This window comes from Nocardiopsis valliformis DSM 45023 (genome assembly GCF_000340985.1).
Lineage (GTDB): Bacteria > Actinomycetota > Actinomycetes > Streptosporangiales > Streptosporangiaceae > Nocardiopsis > Nocardiopsis exhalans.
In genome coordinates, this window is the sequence record NZ_ANAZ01000023.1 from 147283 (window position 1) to 158522 (window position 11240).

The window sequence follows — 11240 nt, forward strand, 5'->3', positions numbered from 1 at the left end:
GGAGGGAATGTAGGAAAGCGGGCGCGCTGAGGGAGGGGCCTCGTGCTCCGGGGGTGACGCCAACGCTACCGGGGCCGGGGCGCGTGTGACACGCAAACGACGGAGCTCACCCCACCGGCACCACCCGCCCCAGAAGCGATCCGCGCCCTTGGCCCGGCCGAGGGCGTCTTGGCCGGCCACCGGACGGTATCCACCGAATAGGGCATCATGTGCCCATGAGCAGCATCGACGCGTGCCTAGAGGGCATCGCCCGGGCGAACGAGCGCATCCTCGCCCAACCACTGGACCGGCGCCGCGAAGTCATCCGCGAACGCACCGTGCGCGTGATCGTCCCTGACCTGGCGACCGCCTTCGACATGCGTCTGACCGTCGACGGCCTCACCGACATCACCTCCGGTCCGGCGGCGGCCGCGGCGGCCGCCCCCCAGGTCCGGGTGACCGTCTCCAGCGGCGACCTCGTGGACCTGGCCGAGGACCGGCTGGACCCCGCCAAGGCGCTGTTCAGCCGACGGCTCAAGGTCGACGCCAGCCTCAGCGACCTACTGCGCATGCGACGCCTGCTGTGACCCGCCCGACCACCTCACGCCGGCGGAGCGCACCGGCACCGCCGGACGGCGGGTACCTTGCTGGGATGCCTCGTCAACCACTTGTCCTGGCCCCCTTCCGCGGCCTGCGCTACGTGGCCCCCGACGTCGACCGTTTCATCGACGGGGGCTTCGACATCGCACGGCTGCTGGCCCCGCCCTACGACATCCCTGACGCGGAGGAGGCCCGCAAGCTCCAGCGCTCCGACCCGCACAACGCGGCGAGGGTCACACTGCCCTTCGAACTCTCCCGGCAGGCACCCGAGGGCGAGGACGCCGTCTCCCGGCGCTACCGGGCCGCCGCCGACCTCCTGCGCAGCTGGATCACCGAAGGGGTGCTCGCCCTGGACGAGGAGCCGGCTCTGTACGTGTACGAGCAGGTCACCGCGGACGGCCAGGTACAGCGCGGTCTCGTGGGCGCCCTGGGGCTACCCGAGGAGAGCACCGGAACCGACTCGGCCGTACGCCCGCACGAGGACGTCGCCGACCCGCCGGTGCGCGACCGCTTCCGGTTGATGGAGGTGGCCCGCGCCAACCTCGAACCCATCTTCCTCGTCTACCGCGGCGCGGGCGGCGCGGCCTCCGCCGCCACCGAGACCACCGGCGCCCAGGGGCGGTCCGTGGTCTCCACCCGCACCCGCGACGGCGCCCAACACCGCCTGTGGGCCATCACCGACCCCGGGATTCAACAGGAGATCATCGCCGACCTGGCCGGGCGGTCCGCCCTGATCGCCGACGGCCACCACCGCTACGCCGCCTATCTCAGGCTGCGCCAGGAGAGCGCCGACCAGGGGTGGAGCCACGGTCTGGCCCTGCTCGTGGACAGCGACGCCCACCCGCCCCGGCTCGGCGCCATCCACCGGGTCCTGCCTGGCCTGGACACCGCCCGCGCGCTGGCCGCCGCCCGCACCGTGGCCACGGTGGAACCGGTCCCAGAGGCCGACGCGACCGCCCTGGCCCAGGCACAGGCCCCGGCCCTGCTCCTGGTGTCGGCCGAGGGCGAGACCCACCTGGTGAGCGGATTCGACGAAACCACCCTGGCCCAGGCCATGCCCGACCACTCCCCGGACTGGCGCCACTTGGCCACGGCCGCCCTGCACGAGGTACTCATGCCGCTGTGGGAGTTCCCCGAGGACCGGGTCCGGATGGTGCACGACGACCCGGCCGAGGCCGCGGCCGCCGCCCGCGACGAGAAGGGCACCGCCGTCATCGTGCCCCCGCTGCGCGTGGAGCAGGTCTACGCCGTCGCCGACCGCGGCGAACTCACCCCGCGCAAGTCCACCTCCTTCGGACCCAAACCCCGCACCGGCCTGGTCATGCGCGTCATCCCCTGAACACCTCAGCCCGCCCCGGGGCCGGTCGACCCCGGCGGCGGACCCATGTGTTCACGCAGGTCGTCGAGCAGGTCCTCGGCCCCCGCACGGTAGGGCTCCAGCACGTGGTCGGCACCGGCCCGACGGAGCTGGTCGGCCAGGGCGGGATCGAGCGCCGTCAACACGACCGTCCCCTCGTAGCCGTGCTGGCGCAGAGCGTGTATGAGCACCAGGTCGGCCTGTGAGGAGGGAATCGCGCTGAGCACCATGCGGGCCTGTTCCAGAGGAAGCGTCTCCAGGAATTCCCGGTCCTCAGCGCTGCCGAACGCGGCGGTGACGTTCTCCTGCTCGGTGGCCGCCACCTTCTGCGGATCGAAGTCCACCGCGAGAACGCGGTAACCGGCCGCGGCGACCCGTGTGACGACCTCCCTGCCGAACCGGCCCAGACCGTAGACGATCACGTCGATGTCCCCGGTCGGCGGTTCACCGAGGTGGCGCCTGCCGGGGAGGAGCCGGTCCAGGGGGTCCAGCCAACGCCCCAGCCAGCGGTAGATCTGATGGGAGTAAAGGATCATGTAGGTGGACCCGCCGATGGTGATCAGACCGACGACCGTGATCAGGCTGACCGTCGCAGAACCGATGTGCCCCAGACTCAGCCCCAGGGCCGCGAAGATCAACGAGAACTCGCTGATCTGGGCGACGGTCAGCCCCGCCAGGAAACCGACCCGGGCCGGATAGCGCATCAGCACCATGATCAACACAACGATGAGCGGGTTTCCGACGAGCACGAACACCGACAGGACCGCGGCCTCGCTGATCTGGCGGCCCGCGTCCGAGAAGTCCAGGTTGGCGCCCAGCTGCAGGAAGAAGAACAACAGCATGAAGTCGCGCAGACTCACCAGACGGGCTCCGAGCGCGTCCCTGTAGTCGGTCGAGGCCAGTGACACCCCCGCGAGGAACGCACCGACCTCGGCACTGAAGCCCAACCACTCGCTGAGCGCGGCCACGGAGACCGCGAAGGCGACCCCGAACAGGACCAGGAGCTCCTGTGAACGCGCCACGACGGCCACCACCCGGGGCAGGACGTAACGGGAGAGCAGAGCCAACCCCACGAGCAGGCCGCCGCCGACCGCCAGCACCTGAAGGATCTCAGCGGGGACCGAATCCCCGGTGGCCTGGCCGAAGGCGGTCAGCGCGATCATCACCAGGACCACGACGATGTCCTGCACGATGAGGAACCCGATGGCGATACGCCCGTGGAGCTTGTCGAGCTCGCGTTTGTCGGACAACAGCTTGACGATGATGATCGTCGACGAGAAGGTCAACGCCACCGCGACGTACAGCGCGGTCAGCGGCTCCATACCGAGCAGCCGGGCCAGACCGTAGCCCACCGCCGAAGTGAACACGATCTGCCCCAAGCCCGTGGCCAACGCCACCGGCCCGGTGGCCCGGATCAAATGCAGGTCCAACCGCAACCCCACCAGGAACAACAGCAGAGCGATACCCACATGGGCCAGTAGCTCCAACGTCCCCGAAGGCGAGATCCAGCCGAGCCCGACCGGGCCGACGATGATCCCGACCGCGATGAAGACCACGATCAACGGCTGTCGAAGCAGATTGCCCACCAGCCCCAGCGCCACCACCACGGCGAGCACCAGGGCCAGTGTCACGAACTCATCGTTGCCCATCCCTCATGCAGACACCTCACGGGCTGAGTCGGAAGCTCCGCTACGTCATCTTCGGGTGTTTCCCTCCCGGAGACGAAAAACGAGTGTCCGCCCCAAGCCCCGGAAGCCATACTGAGTGCCCCGATCCCAGTGAGGAAGCCACCCCATGCCCGAGCAGACGCAGGACATACTCCGAACCCGCACCAGCCTTGCCAAGGACCTGACCGGGCTCGGAGTCACCCCCGGCGACACCCTGCTGGTCCACACCTCCCTGCGCTCCCTCGGCTGGGTGTGCGGGTCCGACGAGACCGTGGTCCGAGCCCTCCTGGACGCAGTCGGGCCCACCGGCAACCTCGTGGTGCCCACCCAGACCAGCGACAACTCCGACCCCGCGGACTGGTGCAACCCGCCCGTCCCCGAGGCCTGGTGGGAAACCATCCGCACCGAGATGCCCGCCTACGACCCCGCCATCACCTCCAGCCCCCACATGGGACGCGTCGCCGAACGGCTCCGCACCTGGCCGGGCGCCGTGCGCAGCGCGCACCCGCAGACCTCCTTCGCCGCGCTCGGCCCGAACGCCGCCGAGCTCATGCACCCCCATCCCCTCGCATCCGCCCTCGGTGAGGACTCACCCCTGGCCCGCCTGGCCAAAGCCGACGCCCGCGTCCTGCTCCTGGGCACCGGTTACGACTCCTGCACCGCCTTCCACCTGGCCGAGTACCGGGTCCCACACCCGCCCACCGAACCCTCCTCCTGCGCCATCCGCACACCCGAAGGAAAACGGGAGTGGGTGACCTACACCGGCATCGTCCTGGACGAGAGCGACTTCCCCGCCCTGGGCGCGGCCTTCGAGGCCACCGGCGTGGTCACCGTCGACCGGGTGGGCTCAGCCACCGCCCGGTTGTTCCCCCTCCCCGAGGCCGTCACCTTCGCCACCTCCTGGCTCACCGAACACCGCTACTGACCACAGCCACTCCAGGGCACCCTCCGACAACACACAACCGCCGTAACGGGAGCACGGCTCACAGGGCCGCGGGATCTGCCCCGCGTGGGGTGGAGCATCCCGGGGACCTCGCTCCTCTCTTCGTAGCGTGGGGCTGCGACGGAGCACACACCCCGGGGCGGGGGCGCTCGGGGCGCCGGGCGGCCTAGCCTGGGGGTGACCTCTCCCGACACACGGAATCGGACCTTGCGCGATGGCCTTGCAGGCAGCTGACCGCCCGCTCAACGAGCTCCACGACGCGATGCTCCTCGACCTGGATGGCGTGGTCTACATCGGACCCAAGGCCGTTCCCGCCGCGCCCGAGGCCGTGGGCAAGGCACGGGCCGCCGGGGCGCGGGTCGCCTTCGTGACCAACAACGCCGGACGCACCCCCGCCCGCATCGCCGAACACCTCACCCACCTGGGCGTACCCGCGGCCCCCGAGGACGTGGTGACCTCCGCCGAGGCCGCCGCCCGCCTGGTGTCCGCCCGCTACCCCCAGGGTTCGGACGTGCTGGTGGTCGGCGACACCGGTCTGCGCCAGGCCGTACACCGGATGGGACTGCGGCCCGTCACGGTCGCCACGGAGTCCGTGGTGGCGGTGGTCCAGGGCTACTCGCGGAACATGTCCCGCGACCTCCTCGACCAGGGCACCCTCGCCGTCTCCGGCGGAGCGTTCTACGTGGCCAGCAACTCCGACGCGACCGCGCCCACCGAGTGGGGGATCACCCCAGCGAACGGATCCTTCGTGCGGGTGATCGCCCACGCCACCGGGGTGGAGCCGGTGATCGCGGGCAAGCCGATGCGGCCACTGCACGAGGAGGGGATGATGCGCACCGGCGCCACCAACCCCCTCATCGTGGGCGACCGGCTCGACACCGACATCGAGGGCGCCACCACGCACGGCGCCGCCGGACTGCTGGTCCTGTCCGGTGTCGCCACCCCCCAGGACGCCCTGGCCGCCCCCGCCCACCAGCGCCCCCGGTACCTGTCCTGGGACGTGTCCGGGATGAACGAGACCCACCCGGGCACGCTCCGCCACGTCGACGGGGACACCGCCCGGACCGAGTGCGGCGGCTGGACCGTCAAAGCGGAGGCCGCCGCGGTACGCCTGTCCGGGGAGGGCGACCGCCTGGACGGTCTGCGCGCCCTGTGCACGGCGGTCTGGGCTGACGACTCCATCGACCCGACCGGTCCCACGGTGAGCGAGGCCCTGAGCGCCCTGGGTTGGTGACCGACTCACCGGTTCGCCCTGCGCACCAGCGTGGCGGTGTCCACCTCCACTTCCAGCACGCTCTGGACGCCCTTCCACCCGCGCCAGATCCGTCGGCGCAGCTCCCCGGTCACCCGAACCACGTCACCGACCCGCCACCCGTGTACCTTCGCGCAGAGGGCCTCGTCGAAGGAGACCAGAGTCAGCGAGTCGGACCGGGCACGCCGCCCGGGGACCTCGGGCCGGGCCATGCAGATCCGCCAGGTCACCAACCGCGCCCCGCTGGGAAACTCCCGTTCGAAGGGGGCGGAGGTGACCCGCCCGACCACGAAAACCTCGTTCCGGTGCCCCTCGGCCCGGTCCGGCCGCTCCGTCAGAGGCGGCATCGGCAGCCCCGAATCACCCGCCTTCGCGGTCTCCGAACCAGGGACGCGCTGCTCCACAGCCCCGCTCTCCGGTTCGGAGGCCGGCTCCGGGGTGATGTTCCGCTGCCCCTTTCGCTTGCTGTTCCTGACGACCGGGGCCGACTCACGGGCCCTCTCGGGCACCGCCTCGGTCTCCGGGTACGAGGCGGAGGCTCGCCGCTCCACCACCTTCTTCGCGGCGGGCGGTTCCAGGGCGGGGTTCGGCTTTTTCCCCCTCTTCTTGTTCTTGGTGGGCGTGGAGAGGCCGGGGTTGGAAGTGGGTTCGAGCACGAGGGCCTTTCTGGGAGTGACCTGGTGCGCGCGCTGGTTCCAGCATCACCCGGTCTGACTCCGGAGAAAAGACCCTCCTGAAAGCTGTGGATAACCGGCATGGCCCCGCCGTCAGCTGGCGTGACACCCTTGTTCTAGAGTCGGGTTCGGTCCGGAACGGATCGCACAAAGCCTGAGGAAGAGGGGTGTCTGCCGTGCACGACGACGTGGACGTCAGCGGTCTGCCCGAGGGGATCACTCCCCTGGGCGACGAGATCTATGCCATCGACACGATGCTCGCCGGCTATCCCGGGGTCGTGTCCGCCTACCTCATCCGCACGGAGCGGCCCTGCATCGTCGAGGTGGGCACCGCCGGTTCGGCACCGGTTCTGCGGGACGCCGTGATCCGGCTCGGCCTGGCCCCCGAAGACCTCGCCACCATCGTGGTCACCCACATCCACCTGGACCACGCGGGCGGCACCGGAGACATGGCCGCGCTGTTCCCCAACGCGGAGATCGTCGTGCACGAGCGCGGCGCCCGCCACCTGGCCGACCCCAGCCGGCTGATGGCCAGCGCGAAGATGGTGTGGGGCGACCGGCTAGAGACGCTGTTCGGACAGATGCACCCCACCGAGGCGGCCCGGATCCGTTCGGTGGCCGAGACCGGTGAGATCGACCTGGGCGCGGGCCGCAGGCTGGTCTCGCACTACGCACCCGGGCACGCCAAGCACCACATGGGCCTGGTGGACACCGGGACCGGCGACCTGTACGTCGGTGACGCCCTCGGCGTGTACAACCCCCTCACGGGTGACCTGCGCCCGGCGACCCCGCCGCCGGACTTCGACATGGAGGCCTGCCTGCGCACCCTGCGCCTGTTCGGTGACATCGGCGCCCAGCGGCTGATGTTCTCCCACTTCGGCGCACACGGTGCCGTGGCGGAGACCATCGACCGCGCCGAGGCCGAGCTGCGCCTGTGGGTGGAGACCGTCCGGGAGTCGCGGGACACCGGCGGGGATCTGGACCACGCCATCGCGATGGTGCGCGACAAGGTCATCTCCAGGTACAAGCCCCTCCCCCCGGGCGCCTCCCCCGAGGCCGCCGCGGTCCTGGACACGCTCAGCGGACCGGAGGCCAACGTGGGCGGGATCGTGCACTGGCTGGACAAGCTCACCCAGGAGCAGGCAGAAGCGAAGAGAAAGGCCGAGGAGGAGCGGGCCTAGCCCCCGGGAACGTGCCGGGACGGCGGCAAACCACGTGCGGTCCCGGCACCAATCCCCGTACTCTCCCGGCATGACTCCCCACATACGCCCGGCACGCAAGGGCGACCTCGCTCAGGCCCACCCCCTCCTCAGGAACGACTTTCCGGCACTGGTCCTCACCGAGGAGCACATGCGGTGGCGGTTCGACCACCCCCGCCCCGACGTCGAGGACAGCCGCCTGGTCGCGGTAGTCGGCGACACCCTGGTCGGGCACGTGATGAGCAGGCTGCACACGGACGAGGATGGGACCCGCAAGGGCAAGTCCTTCTACGGAGCCCTGGCCGAAGGCCACCGTAACGAGGAGCTCGCCGCGCGGCTCCTGGAGGCCTCGGAGGCCCACCTGGTCGAGGAGGGGGCCACCGTCCTGCGCACCGATGTCGCACAGGAGGGTGTCCAGGTCAGCGGAGACCTCTTCCGCACGACGGCCCTACAGCGGGGCTACCAGCTGGTCGAGAGCCACCACGTCCTCGGTATGGATCTGAGCAAGCTTCCGGACCCGCCGAAGGCACCGGCAGGGGCCGAGCTGCGCCAGTGGAGCGAGTTCGCCGACGACCCCCGCCCGCTCTACGAAATCGACAAGGCCGCCGACCAGGACGAGCCGGGCGAGACCGCGGAGGAGTTCCTGCCCTACGAGGTCTGGCTCAACGCGGTGTGGCACAACCCGATGTCCGACCTGGAGCTCAGCCTCGTCCTGCTGCTCGACGGGGTCCCGGTGACGATCTCCTGCTACTCGTCCGACCACCGCACCCGCATGGAGTCGGCGATGACCGGCACCCTGCCCGAGTACCGGGGCCGAGGGCTGGCCGGATACGCCAAAAACATGGCCCTGCACCGGGCCAGGGAGCAGGGCTTCACGCACGCCTACACCGGAAATCACGAAACCAACAAGCCGATGCTCGCCATCAACGACCGGCTCGGGTACACACTGGTCGGGAGCGAGAGCACTTACGTCAAACGGCTGGAATTCTGATCCCGGGCACCGGGGAGCCCCAGAACGCGTAGCAGGTGCGCGTACAGACCGTCCGCCCATGACAGCTCTTGCTCCGGTGGAAGGCAGTCGAAGGTCTGCACCTCGACGGTCTCGTACTCCCCGCTGAGCGGCTCCAAGGAGCTCACCAGCGCATGGGTGACCACGGTGGTGTGTCCGCCGGAGAGGACATAGTAGCCCGCGACCCGAACCTCGCCGAGGGTGGCTCCGGCCTCCTCCCACGCCTCCCGCCGAGCGGTGGCGTAGAGGTCCTCACCGGGTTCCCGGTGCCCGCCGGGGAACTCCCAGGCCCGCCGCCGGTTGCGAACCATGAGCGGGCGCCCGTCGAGGTGGGTCAGGCACACCACCGAGTCGTACTCCTCGGGGACCGTGCCCAGGTACACGACGGCGCCGCCGAGTGGCTCTAGGCCACCCGACGGCGCTCCGTCACTGTGTTCCGAGGGGGTCAGTCCCGGCCGCCGCGGTAGCCGCCACGGTCATCGCGACCGCCACGGTCCCGGTCGTCCCGGCGGTTCTCACGACGCTCACGGGGAGCGGCGTCCGCCGCGGCCTCGGCGGCGGCTTCGTCAGCCTCCTCCTCGACGTCGGTCCAGACGACACCGTCCTCGACGTCGCTGTCGACCAGCTCCACACCCTCGATCGCGGCGAGGCGTTCGTCGGCGTCGGTGACGCCCTCACGGTCCACCGAGGAGGCACGCGCGAAGTACTCGCGGGCGTCCTCGGTCCGGCCGAGCTCCTCCAGGACGTCGGCGTAGGCGTAGAACAACCGCGCCACATACGGCCGGGCGCGCCGCTCCTTCAGCTCCGGCACCTGAAGCTCGGCCAAAGCGGCCTTGACGTCACCCATGTCGCGGCGGGCGCCAGCAGCGACGATCCGCAGCTCGATGCGCTCGTCCGCGTCCAGGTCCTTGCCGGCCGGGTCGTTGGCGATCTCAAGGGCCCGCTCGGGACGGCCTAGGCCGCGCTCGCAGTCAGCCATGATCGCCAGGAAGGTGTCCCGGCCACTCATGCGGCGGGCCGCACGCAGGTCGGACAGGGCCTCCTGCCACTTGCCCACGGTGTAGGCGGCGATACCAGAGGCCTCACGGACGCTGGGCAGGCGGGAGGCCTTGCGGCGGGCGTAGGCGGCGTGCTTGTAAGCGAGTTCGGGGTCCTCGTCCACGAGCAGGCCAGCGGCCACGATGTGCTTGCCGATCAACTCGGCCAGGGACTTGGGCAGCGAGTGCAGGTCGCGCTTGGTGTCCTTGTCCAACTGGTCATAGGTCGCCTCTTCGGGCAGCCGCGGCGGAATGTCCGCCGGATCCCGGTCCTCACGCGGAGGCCGACGGTCATCCCGCTGGAAGTCACGGCCGCGGTTGTCCCTGTGGTTGTCACGACGGTCATCACGTCCGCGGTCTCCACCGGGACCACCCCGGTGCCCGCCACGGTCATCACGTCCGCGGTCTCCACCACGGAAGTCACGACCGCCACCACGGCGGTCACCACCGCGGTCGTCACGGCGATCCCGGTCACCGCGGTATCCGCCGCGATCGTTCCCGCCCGAACGGTCATCACGGCGGTCGCTACCACCCCGAAAGCCGCCACGGTCGTCACGTCCGCGGTCTCCACCGGGACCACCCCGGTAGCCAGCACCGTCCTGACGCGGCGGCCGACGGTCATCCCGCTGGAAGTCGCGACCGCGGTTATCCCCGCGGTTGTCACGGCGGTCGTCACGCCCGCGGTCTCCACCGGGACCACCCCGATAACCACCACGGTCGTTACCGCCGGAACGGTCATCACGTCCGCGGTCTCCACCACGGAAGTCACGACCGCCACCGCGACGGTCACCACCGCGGTCGTCCCGGCGATCCCGGTCACCGCGGTATCCGCCGCGGTCGTTACCGCCCGAACGGTCATCACGGCGGTCGCTACCACCCCGGAAGTTCCGGCGTTCACCACTTCTGTCGTCCCGGGAACCCCCGTCGCCAGACCGGGAACGGGACTCGTCACCGCGCCCGCGACCATCAGGCTCACCGGAGCGGTTACCGCTTTGGTCGTTTGCTCCGGAGTCCTCGCGGTCTCCCGATCGGCTGTCCTCAGTCATCCAACCCGTCCGTCAACACTCAAAAGCGCTGCCACCTTGAGCAGTAGCAGCGCGTAGTAGTACTCGTACCTTCCAGCTTACGACATAGCGCACCCACGCATCACCAAAGCCGCAGGACAGGACCGTGTGGTGATCTGACTCTCCTGGCACCGCGCCATCGGCGCCAACGGAAGCCTGACCGGTTACGCGGGCGGGCTGGAACGCAAGCAGTACCTGCTGGGCCTGGAACAGAGCCAGACCATGGAACGCAGAGCTTAAAAGCGACACAGCCCCGAAAACCGGACAACCCACCCCTCCCCTTCCGTGATCTTGCTACCAGGAGCGAGTTCGGCGCCGATTTCGCTCCTGGTAGCAAGATCACGGAGAACCTGACGAAAGCCAACGAAGTACCCGCACGGGCAACAACCCCACCATTCACATGTTCACAAGACCAAGCAACAAAAAAGGAGGAGGCTCGTTCCGAAGAACGAACCCCCT

Annotated in this window: 11 protein-coding genes and 1 pseudogene; 7 read left to right on the forward strand and 5 right to left on the reverse strand. The window is 70.0% G+C overall.

The annotated features are described in order from the left end of the window. The first annotated feature begins 215 nt into the window (after window positions 1–215). Together D457_RS0121130 and D457_RS0121135 are read left to right on the forward strand one after the other, a co-directional pair. Window positions 216–566: an SCP2 sterol-binding domain-containing protein gene (locus D457_RS0121130; RefSeq protein WP_017582668.1), complete on the forward strand. Its 351-nt coding sequence runs from the start codon at window positions 216–218 to the stop codon at window positions 564–566. Window positions 567–631: 65 nt separating this feature from the next. After that, a complete protein-coding gene (locus tag D457_RS0121135; RefSeq protein WP_017582669.1) occupies window positions 632–1918 on the forward strand; it encodes a DUF1015 domain-containing protein in 1287 nt (428 codons plus the stop codon). Between the two features lie 5 nt (window positions 1919–1923). On the opposite strand, the gene D457_RS0121140 is transcribed toward D457_RS0121135, so the two are convergent. Further along, complete coding sequence (locus D457_RS0121140) at window positions 1924–3585, reverse strand: cation:proton antiporter (protein WP_017582670.1); 1662 nt, start codon at window positions 3583–3585, stop codon at window positions 1924–1926. Window positions 3586–3730: 145 nt separating this feature from the next. On the opposite strand from D457_RS0121140, the gene D457_RS0121145 reads away from it, so the two are divergent. Together D457_RS0121145 and D457_RS0121150 are read left to right on the forward strand one after the other, a co-directional pair. After that, the gene (locus tag D457_RS0121145; RefSeq protein ID WP_017582671.1) at window positions 3731–4528 is read left to right on the forward strand and encodes an aminoglycoside N(3)-acetyltransferase; all 798 of its coding nucleotides are present in this window, start codon (window positions 3731–3733) and stop codon (window positions 4526–4528) included. A 232-nt stretch (window positions 4529–4760) separates the two neighbouring features. After that, complete coding sequence (locus D457_RS0121150; RefSeq protein ID WP_017582672.1) at window positions 4761–5780, forward strand: HAD-IIA family hydrolase; 1020 nt, start codon at window positions 4761–4763, stop codon at window positions 5778–5780. 5 nt (window positions 5781–5785) lie between these two features. On the opposite strand, the gene D457_RS37715 is transcribed toward D457_RS0121150, so the two are convergent. Beyond that, window positions 5786–6454: a single-stranded DNA-binding protein gene (locus tag D457_RS37715; protein WP_338043090.1), complete on the reverse strand. Its 669-nt coding sequence runs from the start codon at window positions 6452–6454 to the stop codon at window positions 5786–5788. 194 nt (window positions 6455–6648) lie between these two features. Between D457_RS37715 and D457_RS0121160 the strand changes: the two genes are divergently transcribed. Both D457_RS0121160 and D457_RS0121165 read left to right on the forward strand, forming a co-directional pair. Then, window positions 6649–7653: an MBL fold metallo-hydrolase gene (locus tag D457_RS0121160; protein WP_017582675.1), complete on the forward strand. Its 1005-nt coding sequence runs from the start codon at window positions 6649–6651 to the stop codon at window positions 7651–7653. Between the two features lie 70 nt (window positions 7654–7723). Continuing rightward, window positions 7724–8662, forward strand: coding sequence for a GNAT family N-acetyltransferase (locus D457_RS0121165; RefSeq protein WP_017582676.1), 939 nt, complete (start codon window positions 7724–7726; stop codon window positions 8660–8662). On the opposite strand, the gene D457_RS0121170 is transcribed toward D457_RS0121165, so the two are convergent. The 3 genes from D457_RS0121170 to D457_RS36775 form a co-directional block, all read right to left on the reverse strand. After that, window positions 8638–9063: an NUDIX hydrolase gene (locus D457_RS0121170; protein WP_017582677.1), complete on the reverse strand. Its 426-nt coding sequence runs from the start codon at window positions 9061–9063 to the stop codon at window positions 8638–8640. The genes D457_RS0121165 and D457_RS0121170 overlap by 25 nt on opposite strands. 62 nt (window positions 9064–9125) lie before the next feature. Then, on the reverse strand, window positions 9126–9932 hold the full coding sequence (locus D457_RS36770) for a tetratricopeptide repeat protein (RefSeq protein WP_017582678.1): 807 nt from the start codon (window positions 9930–9932) through the stop codon (window positions 9126–9128). Further along, window positions 9875–10693, reverse strand: a complete 819-nt coding sequence (locus D457_RS36775) for a hypothetical protein (RefSeq protein WP_017582679.1) — start codon at window positions 10691–10693, stop codon at window positions 9875–9877. The genes D457_RS36770 and D457_RS36775 overlap by 58 nt, the downstream gene beginning before the upstream one ends. 217 nt (window positions 10694–10910) lie before the next feature. Between D457_RS36775 and D457_RS36780 the strand changes: the two are divergent. Further along, window positions 10911–11021, forward strand: a pseudogene (locus D457_RS36780) (MGMT family protein); the annotation flags it as partial. Window positions 11022–11240: the final 219 nt, after the last annotated feature.

Bases quoted from the DNA above. Each gene is read 5' to 3' on its own strand.
- D457_RS0121130 (WP_017582668.1), top strand. From the start codon at position 216: ATGAGCAGCATCGACGCGTGCCTAGAGGGCATCGCCCGGGCGAACGAG.
- D457_RS0121165 (WP_017582676.1), top strand. From the start codon at position 7,724: ATGACTCCCCACATACGCCCGGCACGCAAGGGCGACCTCGCTCAGGCC.
- D457_RS0121135 (WP_017582669.1), top strand. From the start codon at position 632: ATGCCTCGTCAACCACTTGTCCTGGCCCCCTTCCGCGGCCTGCGCTAC.
- D457_RS0121145 (WP_017582671.1), top strand. From the start codon at position 3,731: ATGCCCGAGCAGACGCAGGACATACTCCGAACCCGCACCAGCCTTGCC.
- D457_RS0121140 (WP_017582670.1), bottom strand. From the start codon at position 3,585: ATGGGCAACGATGAGTTCGTGACACTGGCCCTGGTGCTCGCCGTGGTG.
- D457_RS0121150 (WP_017582672.1), top strand. From the start codon at position 4,761: ATGGCCTTGCAGGCAGCTGACCGCCCGCTCAACGAGCTCCACGACGCG.